Here is an 18454-nt window from a genome sequence, read left to right as displayed (position 1 = left end):
TCGTCACACGCGGGCCAGTGATTCGGTACGGTTTGCCGCTTCCGGGGCAGGTGATTCGGGGTCCGGATCCGAGGGCTTTGTCATCGGCGTCCGGTGGCGGATGTAGAACAGTTGCAGCACACCGATTCCGAGCAGTCCGAGGACGAAAGTGGCGATTCCCAGGGGCATACCCGGTGGCCGCCACGTGACCTCGAGTTCGGCGTTCTCGGTGCCGGGCGGGATCTGCACCGAGACGAAGATGTCGTCGAGAGCTTCGTAGTCGTGCTCGCGGCCGTCCAAGGTGACCCGGTATCCCGGCCACGCCAGGCGGGCGAATGTCACCCGCCCGCCCTGCTCCGACGAGACCCGCACGGTGCTGGTGTTTTCGGTTTCCGATACCGAGACGGCGTCGGCGCCGGCGGTGTGGGCGATCCGGCCGTTGGTCGCGGAGATCGGGCCGTCGTCGCGTTCCAGTACCCAGATCCATTTGTCGTTCGGCGGGTAGTCGACCCAGTGCCAGCCCGGCGGGGGTGGGTTGTCGCGGGCGTCGGGGTAGACCAGCCGCATCAGGGTGATCCGGTCGACTTTCATCAGGTCGACCAGCGGTTCGCCCGTCACCGGTTCCGGTGCGAAGATCTTGTCGAAGGCTTCCGGGCAGGTGCTGCCCTCCCAGCGCATGCAGGTGCGCTCCGAGAATGCGTCGTGGCCGATCGGGGTGTAGCCGTTGACGTAGTCGAGATCGAGGTCCGCGGCGTAGAGGCCCACGACCAGTGAGCTGTAGACGCCGGTGAGGTCTTTGGCGTCGCCCGGGAAGATCGCGCTGGTTCCGAGTTGCATCGTGGTGCCGTCGAAGTCGGGGAACAGCGCCTGCGCTGCGGAGCGGCGTTCCGGCAGGTTCCACGACATCGGATGCGGATACGAGCTGTCCACCTGGTAATACGCGATCGGGGCGATGGTGACGAGCAAGGCCGCGCAGGCCGCGAGCCGGCCCCATTTCGCGAACAGCGCCACCACCGCGAACCCGAGGACCACCACGGTCGCGGCGGCCCCGATATGCGTCCAGATGCGGTCGCTCGGCGCCGCCGACACCGACCGCACCAGCAGCAGAAACACCAGGAACCCGGCCACCCCGAAACGCAGTCGCCGATTCGCCACGGTCCCGTGGCGGCTCAGCAGGACACAGCACAGCACGAGCAGCGCCAGGGCGAGCATCGGCAAAACCCGCGCCGGCCACCGCAGCGGGCCGAACGCGGCCGGCCCCGCGGTCCACATCAGTGCGATTCCGGCGAAGACGACCGCCCCGGCCGACTCGCGGAACGTCTGCGCGGTCGCCTTCCAATCGATGAACGCCAGCGCCGGGATCAGGAACCAGGCGATATAGACCATCGGGAGCGGCTGGATCAGGCCGAACCACGAGTTGAACGACGGCAGGGTGCTCGGCAGGCTCGCGTTCAGCGATTCCGACCAGGGCACGGTCATGAAACCGTCGTTGTTGATCATGTCGTCGGCGGTCCGCCAGGTCACCTCGGCCGAGAGAATTCCGGGCAGATACGTCATGAGGCCCGCCGCACCGGCGCAGCCGGCGGCCAGCAGTAGCCGCACCGACGGCCACGGGGTGCGCTGATACACCCATTCGCCGGCGGCGACGGCGGCGATCATGAGCGCGGATTCGATACCGGGCCAGACATATCCGACGGTGATCGCGAAGAACAGGAAGACGAACACCGGAACCGGCCCGCCGCGGCCGCGGGCGTAGCGCACCCCGGAAGCCCACGCGTGGGTGAGCCACGCGGTGCCGGCGAGGCCGAGCACCCAGCTCGCCTGGTCCAGGAACAGCAGCCAGCCCGAGAAGCAGAACGCGACACCCGCCACCGCCGCCCACGCCGGATGCGCCCGGTACGCCAGGCATATGCGGAAGACCCCGAGCGCGAGAACGATCGAATAGGCGAGCTTGACCAGGGTGGCCAAGAGGACGAGGTTGTCGAACGAGGGTGCCACCGCGGCGACCAGCAGTTGCGGCGGATTGAACACACTGGCCTGACCTTCCACCAGGAAGTTGCCCGACATCCACTCTTCCGGGACGACGCCCGGGAACTCACCGTTGCGCAGGTGCCGGCCGATGCTCAACCAGAGGGGGACGTACTGGGCTTCGGTGTCGTCGGTATAGAAGTGCCGTGGGTTGGCCAGCAGCACGGCGATATACCCGGCGAGCACTCCGAGAGCGGTCACGGCGGCCCAGCGCAACGTGGTCTTTCGTTCAGCACGCAAACCGAAGTCAGGCACGGTTCTGGGACATTACAGTCCGTGCGCGCAGCGAGAAAAAGTAGTACAGATCTCATGGGCCCAACATCGGCTATCGGAGACGCCGCGAGGTCCGCTGTATCCGAAATACCGGTCCGTTCCGGCTGGTCGAACCGCGCGCGGTGATCCTCCTCCCGGGGGCGGGCGTGCGCTCCGGCGACATGCCCGCCCGATTCGGGTGGGACAGCGGGCCGCGGCGGAGTACTTTCTGCCTATGACGGATCCGTCGTACAACTATGGCCGCCCGGACCCCTACCGGCAGGGGCAGCAGCAACAGCCGGGATACCCGCAGCAGCCGGGGTATCCCGATCCCGGATACACGGAACAGCCCGCCGAGCCGAGAATCAACCTCGCGCGGCTGTGGGCGGGCGGGCTCGGCACCGCCGTGGTGGTTGCGCTGGTGATCGTGGTGGCGATCATGCTGGTCCGCGGCATCCTGAATATCGCGGTTCTCTCGCCGGAAGGTGCGGGCGCCTACGGCACGGTCTCGACCACCTCGTACGCGATAGCCGGCGCCGCCGCCGCGATCGCGGCAACCGGGCTGTTGAATCTGCTCCTGGCGCTGATGCCGAATCCGCTCCAGTTCTTCTACTGGATCACGGGCCTGATCACCGCGTTGGCGGTGCTGTTGCCGTTCACGCTGGTGGCCGGGCTCGATGCCAAGATCGCCACGGCGGCCATCAACCTGATCGCCGGGTTGTGCATCATCACGCTGCTGGGGTCGATCGGGGCCGGCGCGATCGACCGCCGTTCGCAGTATTGAGATCTCGGGTGACGCACGGGCGGTAGTGGGTCGGCGTCCGGCTCCGGTCCGTTCCGATTCACTGTCCGTCCGGCTTCACCCGGACGAGCTGCTTACCGAGATTCGCCCCGTCGAACAGCCGTTGCAGGGCGACGGGTGCGTTCTCCAGGCCGTCGACGACATCCTCGGCCCAGTGCAGGTCGCCCGTGGAAACCCAGCCCGCCAGTCGCGCGAGGGCAGACGGGAACACCGCGTGGTGGTCGTAGAAAACGAAGCCCTCCATCCGGGCGCGGCGGAACGCCAGCTGCATGTAGTTGGCCGGGCCGGCGCCGTAACCCGCGGCGGTGTAGCCGGAGGAGATGGAGCCGCACAGCGCGATCCGGGCGTGCAGAGCAAGCTGGTCGAGGGCATTCTCCAGCAGGACGCCGCCGACATTGTCGAACACCGCGGTGAGTCCGTCCGGCGCGAAATCGCGGAGTCCGGCGGGGACATCGTCGGTGCGGTAGTTCAGGCAGGCATCGAACCGAGCGGTATCGCGCACCCAGCCGACCTTCCCGGCCGACCCCGCGGTGCCGATCACGCGTGCGCCCGCCAGCCGTGCGATCTGACCCGCGAGCGAGCCGACACTGCCCGCCGCGCCCGTGACCAGCACCGCATCGGACTCCGCGACGCGTAGCACCTCGGTGACCCCGATGTAGGCGGTCAACCCACTGACACCGAAAACCGTCAGCATATGGCGGGGCTCGATACCCGGGGGCACAGGATTGACACCGAACAAGCCGCCGGTGCGCGCGACGACGTACTCCTGCCAGCCGAGTTCGCCGTAGACCCACTGTCCCTCCGGCAGGTCCGGGTTTCGGGATTCGATCACCCGGCCGACGCCGCTCCCGCGCATCACCGCACCGAGAGCCACCGGTGTGGTGTAGGTGGCGCCGGGGTTGAGCCAGGTCCGCTGCGTGGCGTCGATCCCGAGCCAGATGACCTCGACCAGGGCTTCGCCCTCAGCCGGTTCGGGGAGGGGCACACTTTGCTCGGCGAAGGTGGCGGCGGTGATTCCGGCGACAGGCCGGTCCCGGAGGAGTATCCGGCGGCAGGTTCGGGTGGGCACCGGCCAGTCTTACCAGGGCTGGGAGATATCGCCGAGCACTTTTCGAGGATGCCACTGTGACCTGCAGTGATGCCGGAAGGGGAGTATTACGTTCACGGTGATCGCAACCCGTGCCCCGGGGGCGTTCGCGTCGTAACCTCGGATCTCCGGTCCAGGGTTCGGGAGCACACCGTCATGATCAAGTTACTTGTTTTCACCCTTGTGGGTATCGGCGCGCAGATCGTCGACGGCACGCTCGGGATGGCCTTCGGCGTCACCGCGACGACGCTGCTCGTGCTCAGCGGTACGGGGCCGGCGCACGCTAGCGCGGCGGTCCACTTCGCGGAGGTCGCCACCACGCTGGCGTCGGGCATCTCGCACTGGCGGTTCGGCAATGTCGACTGGAAGATGGTGCTGCGACTGGGCGTGCCCGGTGGTATCGGCGCCTTCCTCGGCGCGACCGTGCTCTCCCGGATCTCCACCGAGGCCGCCGCGCCGGTGACCGCCGGTATTCTGCTGGCGATCGGTGTCTTCCTGATCATCCGGTTCTCGTCCCGGCCGCCGCTGGAACTCGCCGCCTCGGAGAAGGCCGCGCATTCCGCCACATTCCTGACCCCGCTCGGCCTGTTCGGCGGTTTCATCGACGCCAGCGGTGGCGGCGGCTGGGGTCCGGTCACCACCAGTACGCTGCTGACCACCGGACGGGCCGAGCCCCGCCGCATCATCGGCACAGTCAGTGCCTCGGAGTTCATCGTCTCGGCTTCCGCCAGTGTCGGCTTCCTGCTGGGGCTGGGCTCGGATTTCTTCGACAACCTGCTGATCATCGCCGGTCTGGCGCTGGGCGGCGTGATCGCCGCGCCGCTCGCGGCGTGGCTGGTGAGCCGGGTGGCTCCGACGGTGCTCGGCGTGGGTGTGGGCGGCGTGCTGGTGCTGACGAACGCACGCACGCTGTTCAAATCGTTCGATATCGAGGGCGCGCCGCGCACGATCTCCTATGTCGTCATCGTGGTGGTGGCCATCGCACTGACCCTGTATGCGTGGCAGAAGACCCGGGTGGCGAGGGCCGCGGAATCGGCGAAGGCCGCGGAAGCCGCGGTGGCGGCCGACGCGGAACCGGCACAGCCCGGGACCGGTTCCGAGGGGCCGGAAGAGGCCGCCGAATCGGCAGAGGTGTCCGCCAGATAGACCTGCTTCCGGCGTGACCCCGGCGGGAGTCAGTCGACCGGGGCGACGCGGATCAGGTTGCCGTCGGGGTCGGCGACGACGAAGGAACGTCCGAACACCGCGTCGTGCGGTTCCTGGACGATCTTCACCCCGTGCGCGACCCACTGTTCGAACTGTTCGTCGATCACGGCCGGCCCGCCGGGCAGGTTCAGGCATATCTCGCTGGTGCGGGGCCCGGGCTGGACTTGATCGGCATGACCGCTCCACAACGCGAGATCGATCCCGGTGCCCAGGTCGTAGGTGATGAAGCGCGGGGATTCGAACTTCGGGGCCATATCGAACAGGTCGGAGTAGAAGCGGGCCGAGGCCTGGGCGTCGGTGACGTACACGATGAACATGTTCGGTGTCGGCATGGTGGCGGGGCCTTTCGCATCGAGCGGACCCGTTGAGAATGCCGGATGGGCCAGGCAATCGGCGGTAGGCCGCACGCCCCGCCGATTCCGATCCGGGAAATATTCCGGCCGCCGGTCCGAGATGGCCCGCGACCCGCCTGCCGGGGTATGCGGGCGGCCCGGGAATTCGGCGGCCCGGTATCGGATCACCGGTTCGTGAGTACCGGATCCTCGGTGGCCGGGCGGGTGCCGCCGGCGACCCGGCCGGGCGCCCACGCACCCAGGACGAACGCCATCACAACGGTCAGGATCCCGAGTGCCAGCGAGGCCTGCTGCGCCCCGTGCACGAAGGCTTCCTTCGCGAAATCGGCCAGCGGTGCCGCGGCCGGACCGGCGTGTTCGGTGACCTCCAGCGCGGCCGCGAGCGAATCCCCGACCGGCCCGCGGGCCGCTTCGGGGAGGCTGGGCAGGGCGGGGGCGATCCGTTCGCTGTAGCCGACGGCCAGGATGCTGCCGGAGACCGCGATCCCGATGGCCGCACCGACTTCACGGGACGCATCGTTGACCGCGGACGCCACCCCGTGCTTCTCCGGGGGCGTGCCGTTGATGATCGCGGCGGTCGCCGGTGCGGTGCACAGGCCGAGCCCGGTGCTCAGGATCAGCAGCGGCCACAGGACATCGATATAGGTGCTGTCCACGGTGGTCCGCGAGACCAGGATCAACGCGGTGCCGACGCACAGCAGGCCGATCAGCGTCGGGAGTCGCAGGCCGAACCGTTCGGCCAGCCGCGGGGCGAAGATCGAGATACCGATGAGGGGCGCGATCATGGGTGCCATGGCCACCGCCGACATGAGCGGTGAATAGCCGAAGATCAACTGCATGTACTGGACGAACAGCAGGAAGTAGCCGAACGCCACCAGGAACTGCACCCCGACGCTCACCGCACCGCTGCCGAAACCGCGGTCGGCGAACAGCCGGACATCCAGCAGCGGATGTGGGACGCGCAACTCGACCGTGGCGAAGCCCACCCCGGCGAGTATCCCGGCGCCGAACAGGCCGAGCACGAGCGGATCGGACCAGCCGCGCACCGGTGCCTCGATCGCCCCGACGACCACCGCGCCGACCGCGATCGAGGCGGTGATCCCGCCCCAGAAATCCAGCGGCGGGCGTAGTTCGTCCACCGATTCGGGAACCGTGCAGCCCGCGATCGCCAGGACCGCACCGGCCACGGTCATCGCGAGGAAGATCGTCTGCCAGGACCAGATCTGCAGCAGCAGGCCGGAGCCGAGAATGCCCAGGACCGCGCCGCCACTGACCACGCCAGCCCACAGGCCCACCGCGACGCCGCGCTTCTCGGCGGGGAAACCACCGGTCAGCAGCGACAGGGTGGACGGCATGACCAGCGCCGCGCCCACCCCCGCGACCGCGCGCGAGGCGATGATCCAGTTCGGTGCGTCCAGGAACAGTGGTACCGCGGACGCGATCGCGAAGACGACCAGGCCGAGCACCATCATGATTCGCCGGCCGTAGCGGTCGCCGAGGGCGCCGGAGAACAGGACCAGGCAGGCCAGTGCGAGGGTGTAGCCGTCGACCACCCAGGTGAGCTGCTGCTGGGTGGCGCCGGTATCGGCGGCGATCTCCGGTAGCGCCGTATAGAGCGCGGCCATGGCGGCGATGACCAGCGCGACAGCCATGGAGGACAGGGTCAGCAGCCAGATATGTGCCCGGGACAGGCGCGTACTCGCGGACGTCATGGTCACCTCTCGATGGCAGGAAACAAGCGTTTGCTTCTCGAATGATCAGAGCATAATTCTCCTGGAGGACAGTCGGTGATCTCGGTCACGGTGTTGTTCGGGCAGGTCGCAGCGGGGATCGGCGGGTACTGGGACGAAACACCGGCCAGGCGCGGCGGCGGTTGCCACAGCGAGCTTTCTCCTCCCGCCTGCCACGGCCCGCGTGGCTACCCTGGGGCGAGTGAAGGCAGATACCGCACTCTTGGTCCCGGTCGCCGCCGAACTCGACGACATCACCAGTGCCGGTCCGGAAGTGGATCCGGCCGCCGCCGGACTGTCGGGGGCGGATATCGCCGCGATCTGGGAGTCGGTGCGCGACTGGTATCGGCTGGGCAGTACGCCGGCGATCCAGGTGTGCCTGCGGCGCAACGGGCAGGTCGTCCTGAACCGGGCGATCGGCCACGGCTGGGGCAATGCGCCGGGTGACGGACCGGAGGTCGAGCGGATCCCGGTGACCACGGAGTCGCCGTTCTGCGGATTCTCCACCGCGAAAGGGGTGTCCGCGGCGATCATGTTCATGCTGATCGAACAGGGCGCCTTCGGCTTCGACGACCGGGTCAGCGAGTACATCCCCGAATTCGCGGCCCACGGTAAAGCCACGATCACCATCGGGCAGGTGCTCACGCATTCCGCCGGAGTGCCGTTCGTGACCGCGCCCTATCGAGGCCACGAAATGGTTTTCGACGAAGAGTTGTGCCTGCGTGGCCTGACGGATCTGAAACCCAGCTATCCGCCGGGCCGGTTCCGCGTGTACCACGCGCTCACCAGCGGATTGATCCAGCGGCTGCTGGTGCAGCGGGCCACCGGTAAACGGATCCGGGACCATCTGGCCGAACAGGTTCTGGACCCGCTGGGCTTCCGGTGGACCAATCTGGGAGTGCGGCCCGAGGATGTGGACGCGGTGGTGCCCAGTGTGAAAACCGGACCGCCGCCGTCACGTGCCGCGTCCTTCATCGCCGGTAAAGCACTGGGCGGCGGGTTCGCCGCGGACGCGGTGAACCGGGATTCGAACCGCGCCTTCCTCACCGCCGAACTCCCCTCGGGCAATCTGGTGACCACCGCCGCCGAACTCGCGCGCTTCTACGAGATCCTGGCGCGCGGTGGCGAACTCGACGGGGTCCGGATCATGCGCCCGGACACAGTGCGCGCCGCCGTGCGGCCCGCACCCCGGGCACCCGGTATCGCGGGACGGGTGAGCCGCGCCGGATACGAATTGGGCGGGCGCCGTTCGAAATTCGGCCGCGATACCACCGCGCATTTCGGGCGCAGCGGTTTCACCACCCAGTACGGCTGGGCCGATCCCGCGCGCGGTCTTGCCGGCGCGATCCTGACCAACGGCAAATCCTCGATCGACGGCAATCGCCCGTGGAAACTCGTCGAGCAGATCTCGGCCGCGTTCCGGCCGCTGGCACCGGACCAGCGGGTCTTCGACCTCTGATACCGCGGAGCGCTTCGGGATGGTCACCGAGCGCTGCGGGGCGGGGCACTGCACGACCGAGTCTATGGCGCGGGGTACCCGATCCGTCGCGGCCGGTTGAGTGCTTGCCCGGATGGACGGGTTCGATAGCCGGTCCGCTGACCAAGGTAGCTGAGTTGTGCCATTACGAGTTTCGGGGTCGCTGAGGCCACGCGGGTGCCGATGCTGCTGGTCCCAGGCGTCACCAGTGCGTCCCCGGGACCCAGCGGGCGGCGCGGCGCAGTGCCGCTCCGGTACCGCGCGCCGCCCGGGCGCGGGCGCGGGGCAGGGGCCCGGCGGGGCGGGGATCCGTGAGTGGAACCGGTTCGTCGACGGCGGTCTCCGTCGAGAGCTGTGGAGCGGGTTCGGCTTGTTCGCCGCGGGCCGCGGGGGAGTCGGGGATCATCCGGTAGTAGCGGTGCAGTACCAAGTCGCGGATTCGCGGCGCGAAGAGCGCACCGTATTCCCCGAGGGTGCCGACCGGCACATCGATCCGCCGGGGGCGTTCGGTGAGTGCCCGCACGATGGTCGCGGCCGCCCACTCCGGTGATTCGGCCGGTCCCTGATTGCCGGTCGGCGCGATCATCGGGGTGCGGACGAGCGGCATGTGGATGGTGGTGAAGGTGACCCCGTCGGCCATGGTCTCCACCGCCGCCACCTCGGTGAACTTGTCCAGTGCCGCTTTGCTGGCCAGGTAGGCGGAATACCGCGGGGTGGCCACCTGGACGCCCGCGCTGCTGATATTGACGATATGGCCGAATTTCTGCTCCCGCATCTGCGGGAGCAGAGCCAGGGTGAGCCGCAGTGCGCCGAAATAGTTGACCGCCATCGTGCGCTCGTAGTCGTGCAGCCGGTCGGTGGAGCGGTGGATGGCCCGGCGGATGGAGCGGCCGGCGTTGTTCACCAGCATGTCCACCCGGCCGTGCTCGGCCAGCAGCTTGTCCAGCGTCGCCTCGACCGAGGTGGAATCGGTGATATCGCACGGGTACCCGTGGGCGGCACCGCCGTCGGCCCGGATCTCGTCCACCACCGCGGTGAGTTCGTCGTCGCGCCGGGCGAGCAGTAGGACCACCGCGCCCTTCTTCGCGACGGCCACCGCCGCCGCCCGCCCGATCCCGGAGGAAGCGCCGGTGATGAGGACGTGCCGCCCGGTGAGGTCACGTGTGGTGCGGCGATTTCCATTTCCGCTCATGAGCAGGCCCCTCTGTGCAGGTCGGTCACGGCCGAACTTACTCCAAAGTAAGAAAGGGCGCCAGGTCCGGATCGTGTTCGAAAATTCGTTCGATTCGAGGGCTCGAGATTCGAACATATGTGCGATACTTATCGCATGATGACGGACGATCGGATGGCGGATATCTATGCCGCGGTGCGGCTCGGCGGCGTGAATCGGGAGGCGGCGCGGCAGGCGCTGCACCTGCTGTGGGATCAGCTCGGTGCGGACGGGGACCCGCTGTACCGGAGCGTGGTCGCCCACCACCTGGCGGATGTCCAGGACACGGCCGAAGGCGCGCTGCTCTGGGACACCCGGGCGCTCGACTCGGCCTTCGTGCCCGGCACCCCGCTCGGTGAAGGTCTACTCGGGTTCCTGCCGTCGCTGTATCTGAGCCTGGCGGACAGTCACCGGCTGGTCGGCGACTTCGACGCGGCGCGGATGCAGCTGGCCCTGGCCCGGGGGCACGCGAACGTGCTCGCCGACGATGCCTACGGCCGGGTGATCCGGGCCGGGGTGGATCATGTCGCGACACTGCTGGAAGCCGAATCCACCGAACGGGTGGCCTGCTGAGGCGGGTATGGGATGGAGTAACGGCCCACCCAGCTGGGCGGAGATGGAACGGGTCCTGTCCGGGCGTGCGAAGCCCGGACAGCAACCCGGCGACGGCGGCGATGCCCCGGCCTGGAGCAACAGCCGCGGGGAGTACCGCGCGGAACCGATGGAACTGCCGGCCGGTCCGGTGGTTCCGTATGCGGAGCTGCACGCGCATTCGGCGTTCAGTTTCCTCGACGGTGCTTCGCCGCCGGAGGAAATGGTCGCCGAAGCCGCGCGGCTCGGGTTGTCGGCGATCGCCCTCACCGACCACAACGGCTACTACGGGGTGGTGCGGTTCGCCGAAGCCGCGGCCGAATACGGGATGCCGGCGGTGTACGGAGCCGAACTCACCCTCGTGGAAACCGGTGTCCCGCAAAAGGGTTCGACCGTCCACGGCAATGCCGGCCCGGCGCTCCGCAGCGATGTCGATTCAACGCCCCGCGCCGGTATCGACTCGCCACCCGGTGCCGGTCCGGCGCCTCTCGCGGGTGCTGATTCGGCACCTCGCACCGGTATCCCCGATCCGGAGGGCGAACATCTGCTGGTGCTGGCACGCGGAGAGGAAGGCTACCGGCGATTGTCCCGGCAGCTCGCGGCGGCGCATATGGCGGCCGGGGAGAAGGGAATCCTGCGGTACGACCTCGATACGCTCACCGCTGCCGCCGGCGGGCACTGGCAGATACTCACCGGCTGTCGTAAGGGACGGGTGCGGCGGGCGCTGGAACAGGATCTGGCGGCCGGTGAACGGCCGTGGCGCGCCGAGGCCGCCCTGTGCGACCTGTGCGAACGGTTCGGCGCGGACCGGGTCGCGGTGGAACTCACCCGCTACGGCCTGCCGGCCGACGACGAATACAACACCGCACTGGCCGCGGCGGCACAGCGGGCCGGGGTGCCCGTGGTGGCGACCACCGCCGCCCATTTCGCGACCCCGGACCGCGGTCGCCGGGCGGCCGCGCTGGCCGCCATCCGCGCCCGGCGCAGCCTCGACGAGCTCGCCGGCTGGCTCGCTCCCACCGGCGGCACCCATTTGCGTTCGGGTGCGGAGATGGCCCAATTGTTCGCGGAATTCCCAGCGGCCGTTTCCAATTCGGTGCTGATCGCCCGGGAATGCGCATTCGATCTGCGGTTGATCGCGCCGCGGCTACCACCGTTCGATGTGCCCGCCGGCCACGACGAGAACTCCTGGTTGCGTGAACTGACCCGGCGTGGTGCCGCGGACCGGTACGGGCCGCCGAGCCGGAATCCGGCCGCGTACCGGCAGCTCGAACACGAACTCGCGGTGATCGCCCGGCTGGGGTTCCCGGGCTATTTCCTGGTGGTGCACGATATCGTGCGGTTCTGCCACGAGCACGACATCCTCTGCCAGGGGCGGGGTTCGGCCGCCAATTCCGCGGTCTGCTTCGCCATCGGGATCACCAATGTGGACCCGGTCGCCAACAAATTGTTGTTCGAACGCTTCCTCTCCCCAGAACGGGACGGGCCGCCCGATATCGATCTCGATATCGAATCGGATCGCCGCGAGGAGGCGATCCAGTACGTGTACCGCAGATACGGCCGGGAGAACGCGGCGCAGGTGGCGAATGTGATCACCTATCGCGGGAAATCCGCGGTGCGCGATGCCGCCCGCGCGCTCGGTTTCGCCCCCGGCCAGCAGGACGCCTGGAGCCGGCAGGTGAGCCGGTGGACCGGGGTCGGCGCGGAAACCGGCACCGATATCCCCGCACCGGTGCTGGAACTGGCCGCCGATATCGAAGGCCTGCCCCGGCATCTGGGGATCCATTCCGGCGGAATGGTGATCTGTGATCGGCCCATCGCCGATGTCTGCCCGGTGGAATGGGCGCGGATGTCCGGGCGCAGTGTGTTGCAATGGGACAAAGATGATTGTGCCGCAGCGGGTTTGGTGAAATTCGATCTGCTGGGCCTGGGAATGCTGTCGGCCCTGCATTACATGATCGACCTGGTGCGCGAACATATCGGGGAGACGGTCGAACTGCACACCCTGGACCTCACCGAACCCGCGGTGTACGACATGCTGTCCCGCGCGGATTCGGTCGGGGTCTTCCAGGTGGAATCGCGCGCGCAGATGGCGACCCTGCCCCGGTTGAAACCGGAGAAGTTCTTCGACCTGGTGGTCGAGGTCGCGCTGATCCGGCCCGGCCCCATCCAGGGCGGTTCGGTGCATCCGTTCATCCGCCGCAAGAACGGACTGGAGAAGGTCACCTTCGATCACGAGGCACTCCGGAACTCGCTCGAACGCACCCTCGGCGTACCGCTGTTCCAGGAACAGTTGATGCAGATGGCGGTCGATGTCGCGGGGTTCACTCCGGCCGAAGCCGACCAGCTGCGCCGGGCCATGGGGTCGAAACGATCCCCGGAGAAAATGCAACGATTGCGCGGCCGGCTGTACCAGGGAATGCGCGATCTGCACGGGATAACCGGCGGACTTGCCGACCGCATCTACGAGAAGCTGCTCGCGTTCGCGAATTTCGGTTTCCCGGAAAGTCATTCGCAGAGTTTCGCTGCCCTGGTGTTCTACTCCGCGTGGTTCAAACTGCACTATCCCGCGGCCTTCTGCGCCGGGCTGCTGCGGGCACAGCCGATGGGTTTCTATTCCCCGCAATCACTGGTCGCCGACGCGCGCCGGCACGGGGTCGCGGTACACGGCCCGGATATCAATGCCAGTGCGGCCGAGGCCACGCTGGAACAGCAGGGCACCGAGGTGCGGCTGGGGTTGGCGGCAGTGCGCGGGATCGGTTCGGAACTTGCGGACGCGATTGTGGCAGCACGGCTGGAAAGCGGCCCCTATACCTCTTTTCTCGATCTGACCGGACGGGTGGAACTGACTGTCCCGCAGGCGGAATCGCTGGCCACCGCGGGCGCGCTCGGTTGTCTGGGGTACTCGCGGCGGGAGGCGCTGTGGGCGGCCGGAGCGGCCGCGGGAGAACGTTCCGATCGGCTCCCCGGAACCGGTGCCTCGACCAGTACTCCCGCCCTGCCCGGTATGAGCGACCTCGAACACGCCGCCGCGGATGTCTGGGCGACCGGGGTCTCGCCGAACAGCTATCCCACCCAGTTCCTGCGCCCACGCCTCGACGCACTCGGGGTGATTCCGGCGGCCGGTCTGCTCGCGATACCCGACGGAACGCGGGTACTGGTCGGCGGGGCGGTCACCCACCGGCAGCGCCCGGCCACGGCAGGTGGGGTGACCTTCCTGAACCTGGAGGACGAAACGGGCATGGTGAACGTGGTGTGCTCGGCGGGGCTGTGGACCCGCTACCGCCGGACAGCCCAGGGAGCCTCGGCGTTGCTGATCCGTGGGCGAGTGCAGAACGCGGAAGGCGCGGTGAGTATCTACGCCGAGTACATGCGCCGGCTGGATATGCGTGTCGGTTCGCGCTCCCGGGACTTCCGCTGAGCTGTGTTTTCTGGCGCGCCTCCGGCGCGCGGGTTTCGGCCCCCTTGGGCCCTGCCTTCAGCCCTCGGGACTCGCGCCTTCGCCGCCTGCGCTTGGCGGGCTGAAAGCAGGGCCGGGCCAAACCTCGGAGGGCCTCGTAAGACTCGGCTCCGCCGCTGGGCACGTCAGGTTCGATCGGGGCTGCGGGACCTCCAAGGGCCTCGCTGGACTCGGTGCCGTCGGGCGCGTCGATCTATGCAGGTCAAGGCATTGGACGGCCGCGCTGGGCTGGGTGCTGGCGGTTTGCACGTTCGGTGAGTAGTCCGCGTTGTGTGCCTGATCGCGAAATATGCCATTACGCTGCGAGCATGCGAAAGCTTGGGGTGTTGTTTGTCGTTCTGTGCGGAGCGGTGCTGCTGGCCGGGTGTGGTGGAGATTCCGATTCCACTGCGGGCAGCCCGGCAGACGTCGAAAGTGGCGCGCCCGCTGCTACACCGGGGTTCCGCATTCAGCAACAGGCACCGAACCGGGAGCAGGCGCCCGCACCGGACAACGGGGCGCAGGTCACCGAGCGTAAGGAGGTCGTCACGGGGACGGTGGATCTCACCGCCGGCGACCCGATCGCCGCCGCGCAAACCCTCACCGACCGCGTGACCCGGCTGGACGGGCGTATCGATCAGCGGACCGAGAACCCGGGCACCGACGACAGCGAACCGCGCGCCAATCTGGTGATCCGTATCCCGGCCGCCGAAACCGAGGCGTTCATCAACGGTCTCGGGGAGATCGGCGAGGTCACCGAGGTCAGCACGAATCGCGATGATGTCACCCTGCAGTGGCAGGACCTGGATGCCCGGATCACCGCCCTGCGTGCCTCCGTCGACCGGCTCCGCGACCTGATGGCCCGCGCCGCCAACACCGCCGATCTCATCGCCGCCGAGGGAGCCCTCGCCGACCGCCAGGCCGAACTCGACAGCCTCACCGGCCAGCGGCGTTATCTCGACGACCAGATCACCCTGTCCACGCTGACCATCGATATCACCACCACCGCCGAGAAGAAGGGTGACACCGGGCCGTCCAACTTCTGGGACGGCGTGGTCGACGGCTGGAACTCGCTGGTCGGCTGGTTGAAGGACGCCGTGGTGTTCGCCGGGCAGGCAGTACCGTGGCTGGCGTTCGTCGCCGTGGCCGCCGCGCTCGTCGCGGCGATCGTCCGGCTCTTCCGGGACCGGCGCACCGGGCGCCGCGCGAGCGCCGGACCGGTCGGGACCGCGAGTACCTCTGCCGATACCAGCGCCGGGCCGGCGAATACCACCACCGGCACCGGGTCGGTGCAGGCCGGCACCGACACCGGGACCGTGAAGACCACCGAGACCGCTGGCGAGCCGGCGGACAAGCCCGGCGAATAGCGGCGTCGCGTGCCGGTCACAGTCCGCGCGGTGATCGAGAAACGTAGCGTGCAGAACCCGTCCTTCAGGGCGGGGATAGCGCATCAATCTGCTGACAAACTAGTGCGCTATCATGTTAGACATGGGATCGAAGGTGGTGAAGCGGGCATATAAATACCGCTTCTATCCGACGATCGAGCAGGAGCAGCAGCTTTCGCGAACCTTTGGTTGCGTCCGTTACGTCTACAACCGGGCGCTTGCCGAACGGTCGCGCGCGTGGACGCAGGAACAGCGTCGCGTTACGTACGTGGACACTGCGAAAGCGCTCACCTCCTGGAAGCAAGATGCCGGTATGGAGTGGCTGGGCGAGGTGTCCAACGTTCCGCTTCAGCAGTCACTTCGACATCTTCAAGGCGCGTTCGACAAGTTCTGGCGCAAACAAACCGCCTATCCGAAGTTCAAGAAGAGGGGCCGGTCGAAGGACTCGGCGACCTTCATGAACAACGCCTTCTCCTATCGGGATGGCCGGATCAAGCTCGCGAAACAGTCCGAACCGCTCGTCATCCACTGGTCACGTCCGCTCCCGGAGGGGGCGATACCGTCGCAGGTCACGGTCAGCAGGGACAGTGCGGGCCGCTACCACATCTCGATCCTGGTAGAGGACACGATCGTCGAGCACGCCCCAACGGATATAACGCTCGGCGTGGACGCAGGTATCACGTCCCTGTACACGTTCTCGACTGGGGAGAAGGTTTCCAATCCCCGGCACGAGAAGAAGGATTATGCCCGTCTGGCGAAGGCTCAACGGGCGCTGGCGAAGAAACAGAAGGGCTCGAAGAATCGGGCCGAGGCACGTGTGAAGGTGGCGCGGGTTCATGCCCGGATTGCGGATCGTCGCCGGGATCATCTGCACAAGCTCTCGACTCGTTTGGTGCGCGAAAACCAAGTGATCGCCATCGAGGATTTGAGTGTGCGGAACATGGTCCGGAATCGCTCGCTGGCGCGGGCGATCTCGGATGCGAGCTGGTCGGCGTTCCGTGGCATGGTGGAATACAAGGCGGATTGGTACGGCCGTACCGTGGTAGCGGTGGATCGGTTCTATCCGTCGTCCAAGACGTGCTCGGTGTGCGGCCGGATCAACGATTCGATGCCGCTCCACATCCGGGATTGGCAGTGCCCTTGTGGCGCTGTGCACGATCGGGACGTGAACGCCGCGAAGAGCATACAGGCCGCCGGGCTGGCGGTCTTGGCCTGTGGAGATGGTGTGAGACCGCCTCGCAGTTGATGCGAGGAGGCAACCGTCGATGAAACAGGAACCCTCTGTCGTGAGGCAGGGAATCCCGGCCCGTCAGGGCCGGGAGGATGTCAACAAGCCGAACAGTCGCAAGGCAAGCGCGGTGCGGCTCACGGCCGGCGCGACAGCACGGCACAAGCGGTTCGAGATCGACTGATCCCGGGCGTGCGTACGGCCGGTTCCGGGTCCCGCCGGTTCCGTAGTATCCGGCGGTACTAGACCGCGCCCGGGAACCCGTGCTGGCGCCACGCCTCGTATACCGCCACTGCCGCGGCATTGGCCAGATTCATCGACCGCCGTCCCGGCAGCATCGGGATTCGCACCTCTGCGGTGAGGTGTGCGTCCGCGAGGACCTCGGCCGGTAGACCGGTGGGTTCCGCGCCGAACAGCAGTACGTCACCGGGCCGGTAGGCGATATCGGTATGCGCGGTGCCGGCCCTGGTCGTGAAGGCGAAAACCCGTTCGGGCCGCAGTTGCGCCCAGGCGGTGGCCAGATCGGGGTGCACCGTCACCGACGCCAGATCGTGGTAGTCCAGCCCCGCCCGCCGCAGCTTGGCTTCCGACATATCGAACCCGAGCGGCTCGATAAGATGCAGCTCACTGCCCGTCCCGGCCGCGATCCTGATGGCGTTACCGGTGTTCCCCGGTATCCGGGGCTCATGGAACATCAGCTTGAACACAGCAAGTCAGCTTGTCACGGAGAGCCGCCGGATCCGGCGCCGGGTGGTCAGTGCGGGCAGGCCGGCGGCGTGGACACAGCAACCGATGAGTGGATGATCGGTGTGGGCAGGTCCACCCTGTCGTTCCGGGCGCGCGTGGTGGGGATGCGTTCCAGGACGCCGCCGGCGAATGCGTCGTAGAGGGGGAGCGTTTCGAGGTGGACGTAACCGATATGGCAGTCGCACAGGTCGCGCGGGCACGGGCGGGGCCGGAGGGCGGCGCGATAGGAGCCGTCGTAGAGGTTGCCGAGCGGTTCCTTCACGAAATGGCAGCGGTGGACCGCGCCGGCGCCGTCGACGGACAGCACCGTGTTCCCGGTTCGGCAAGCCCGGCCCAGCGAGTGGTGCGGTGTGCGGCTGAACGGGAACAGCGGATCGAGGGCGGTCCACTCGCCGGCTTCGGTATCGGTGTAGGAGTGGCCCTCGGCGGCGTTGATCCAGAGATAGACGTGGCGGGGTAGGTCCGCGCGCAGCCGCTGGGCGTGCTCCAGATGCTCCGGCAGCCCCACGACCCCCACACTGAACCGGATACCGGCCGCGGCGAGCTGCCCGGTCTTGTCGAGAAACCGCCGGTAGGGGGTCTGCCCGGGGTGGTAGGTGCACCACAGTGCGAGCGTGTCGCGGTCGGCGTCGCGCAGCCAATCGGTGCGGCAGCTCAGGTTCGTCTGGATCGCGACCCGCTCCACGTGGGTTTCCCGGGAGAGTTCGACCAGCGCCCGGCGGTACCACGAGCGGACCAGCCCCTCACCCCACGGGGTGAACAGCACCGAGATCCGGTCGTCACGCTGGGCGCGGACCCAGGTGGTGAAACGCTCGAGGGCCGCGCGGTCGGCGCGGAGTTGCGCGGTGCTGTCCCGGCGTTTGGCGAACGGGCAGTAGGGGCAGTCGTAATCGCAGGAGGCGAGAGGGCCGCGGTACAGGAGCGTGAGATCCACTGCCGG

15 protein-coding genes are annotated in these 18454 nt (G+C 67.9%); 8 read left to right on the top strand and 7 right to left on the bottom strand.

Going from position 1 to position 18454, the window contains the following annotated elements; genetic code table 11:
- Window positions 1-3: 3 nt before the first annotated feature.
- Entirely contained in the window at window positions 4-2208 is a 2205-nt protein-coding gene (locus ACIA75_RS34590; protein WP_397111284.1) for a hypothetical protein, read from the bottom strand.
- Between the two features lie 286 nt (window positions 2209-2494).
- Between ACIA75_RS34590 and ACIA75_RS34585 the strand changes: the two genes are divergently transcribed.
- Window positions 2495-3043, top strand: a complete 549-nt coding sequence (locus ACIA75_RS34585; protein WP_397111283.1) for a DUF6069 family protein — start codon at window positions 2495-2497, stop codon at window positions 3041-3043.
- 58 nt (window positions 3044-3101) lie between these two features.
- Here ACIA75_RS34585 and ACIA75_RS34580 read toward each other — a convergent pair whose 3' ends face one another.
- Entirely contained in the window at window positions 3102-4130 is a 1029-nt protein-coding gene (locus ACIA75_RS34580; RefSeq protein ID WP_397111282.1) for an NADP-dependent oxidoreductase, read from the bottom strand.
- 174 nt (window positions 4131-4304) lie between these two features.
- Between ACIA75_RS34580 and ACIA75_RS34575 the strand changes: the two genes are divergently transcribed.
- Window positions 4305-5294, top strand: coding sequence for a sulfite exporter TauE/SafE family protein (locus ACIA75_RS34575; RefSeq protein WP_397111281.1), 990 nt, complete (start codon window positions 4305-4307; stop codon window positions 5292-5294).
- A gap of 29 nt (window positions 5295-5323) precedes the next feature.
- Here the strand turns inward: ACIA75_RS34575 and ACIA75_RS34570 are convergent, their stop codons facing one another.
- Together ACIA75_RS34570 and ACIA75_RS34565 are read right to left on the bottom strand one after the other, a co-directional pair.
- Window positions 5324-5686: a VOC family protein gene (locus ACIA75_RS34570; protein WP_397111280.1), complete on the bottom strand. Its 363-nt coding sequence runs from the start codon at window positions 5684-5686 to the stop codon at window positions 5324-5326.
- A gap of 185 nt (window positions 5687-5871) precedes the next feature.
- Window positions 5872-7419: an MFS transporter gene (locus ACIA75_RS34565; protein WP_397111279.1), complete on the bottom strand. Its 1548-nt coding sequence runs from the start codon at window positions 7417-7419 to the stop codon at window positions 5872-5874.
- Window positions 7420-7639: 220 nt separating this feature from the next.
- Here ACIA75_RS34565 and ACIA75_RS34560 point away from each other — a divergent pair, with 220 nt between their 5' ends.
- Window positions 7640-8896, top strand: a complete 1257-nt coding sequence (locus tag ACIA75_RS34560) for a serine hydrolase (RefSeq protein ID WP_397111278.1) — start codon at window positions 7640-7642, stop codon at window positions 8894-8896.
- Window positions 8897-9116: 220 nt separating this feature from the next.
- Here the strand turns inward: ACIA75_RS34560 and ACIA75_RS34555 are convergent, their stop codons facing one another.
- Window positions 9117-10106, bottom strand: a complete 990-nt coding sequence (locus tag ACIA75_RS34555) for an SDR family NAD(P)-dependent oxidoreductase (RefSeq protein WP_397111277.1) — start codon at window positions 10104-10106, stop codon at window positions 9117-9119.
- Window positions 10107-10241: 135 nt separating this feature from the next.
- On the opposite strand from ACIA75_RS34555, the gene ACIA75_RS34550 reads away from it, so the two are divergent.
- The 5 genes from ACIA75_RS34550 (at window position 10242) to ACIA75_RS34530 (ending at window position 16951) form a co-directional block, all read left to right on the top strand.
- Window positions 10242-10697, top strand: a complete 456-nt coding sequence (locus ACIA75_RS34550) for a hypothetical protein (protein WP_397111276.1) — start codon at window positions 10242-10244, stop codon at window positions 10695-10697.
- A 7-nt stretch (window positions 10698-10704) separates the two neighbouring features.
- Entirely contained in the window at window positions 10705-14136 is a 3432-nt protein-coding gene (locus ACIA75_RS34545; protein WP_397111275.1) for an error-prone DNA polymerase, read from the top strand.
- A 347-nt stretch (window positions 14137-14483) separates the two neighbouring features.
- Window positions 14484-15521, top strand: a complete 1038-nt coding sequence (locus ACIA75_RS34540; protein WP_397111274.1) for a DUF4349 domain-containing protein — start codon at window positions 14484-14486, stop codon at window positions 15519-15521.
- Between the two features lie 121 nt (window positions 15522-15642).
- Entirely contained in the window at window positions 15643-16785 is a 1143-nt protein-coding gene (locus ACIA75_RS34535) for an RNA-guided endonuclease InsQ/TnpB family protein (protein ID WP_397111273.1), read from the top strand.
- A gap of 40 nt (window positions 16786-16825) precedes the next feature.
- Window positions 16826-16951 carry a hypothetical protein gene (locus ACIA75_RS34530; protein ID WP_397111272.1) on the top strand — a complete coding sequence of 42 codons (126 nt, stop codon included), beginning with the start codon at window positions 16826-16828 and terminating at the stop codon, window positions 16949-16951.
- A gap of 58 nt (window positions 16952-17009) precedes the next feature.
- Here ACIA75_RS34530 and ACIA75_RS34525 read toward each other — a convergent pair whose 3' ends face one another.
- Together ACIA75_RS34525 and ACIA75_RS34520 are read right to left on the bottom strand one after the other, a co-directional pair.
- The gene (locus ACIA75_RS34525; protein WP_397111271.1) at window positions 17010-17474 is read right to left on the bottom strand and encodes a tRNA (cytidine(34)-2'-O)-methyltransferase; all 465 of its coding nucleotides are present in this window, start codon (window positions 17472-17474) and stop codon (window positions 17010-17012) included.
- Between the two features lie 47 nt (window positions 17475-17521).
- Window positions 17522-18448, bottom strand: a complete 927-nt coding sequence (locus tag ACIA75_RS34520) for an STM4011 family radical SAM protein (protein ID WP_397111270.1) — start codon at window positions 18446-18448, stop codon at window positions 17522-17524.
- Between the last annotated feature and the right edge of the window lie 6 nt (window positions 18449-18454).

The organism is Nocardia sp. NPDC051750, assembly GCF_044453135.1.
Classification (GTDB): Bacteria; Actinomycetota; Actinomycetes; order Mycobacteriales; family Mycobacteriaceae; genus Nocardia.
This window is presented reverse-complemented; position numbering and strand designations above follow the sequence as displayed.

Bases quoted from the DNA above. Each gene is read 5' to 3' on its own strand.
- ACIA75_RS34575 (WP_397111281.1), top strand. From the start codon at position 4,305: ATGATCAAGTTACTTGTTTTCACCCTTGTGGGTATCGGCGCGCAGATC.
- ACIA75_RS34570 (WP_397111280.1), bottom strand. From the start codon at position 5,686: ATGCCGACACCGAACATGTTCATCGTGTACGTCACCGACGCCCAGGCC.
- ACIA75_RS34540 (WP_397111274.1), top strand. From the start codon at position 14,484: ATGCGAAAGCTTGGGGTGTTGTTTGTCGTTCTGTGCGGAGCGGTGCTG.
- ACIA75_RS34565 (WP_397111279.1), bottom strand. From the start codon at position 7,419: ATGACGTCCGCGAGTACGCGCCTGTCCCGGGCACATATCTGGCTGCTG.
- ACIA75_RS34555 (WP_397111277.1), bottom strand. From the start codon at position 10,106: ATGAGCGGAAATGGAAATCGCCGCACCACACGTGACCTCACCGGGCGG.
- ACIA75_RS34535 (WP_397111273.1), top strand. From the start codon at position 15,643: ATGGGATCGAAGGTGGTGAAGCGGGCATATAAATACCGCTTCTATCCG.
- ACIA75_RS34585 (WP_397111283.1), top strand. From the start codon at position 2,495: ATGACGGATCCGTCGTACAACTATGGCCGCCCGGACCCCTACCGGCAG.
- ACIA75_RS34545 (WP_397111275.1), top strand. From the start codon at position 10,705: ATGGGATGGAGTAACGGCCCACCCAGCTGGGCGGAGATGGAACGGGTC.
- ACIA75_RS34550 (WP_397111276.1), top strand. From the start codon at position 10,242: ATGATGACGGACGATCGGATGGCGGATATCTATGCCGCGGTGCGGCTC.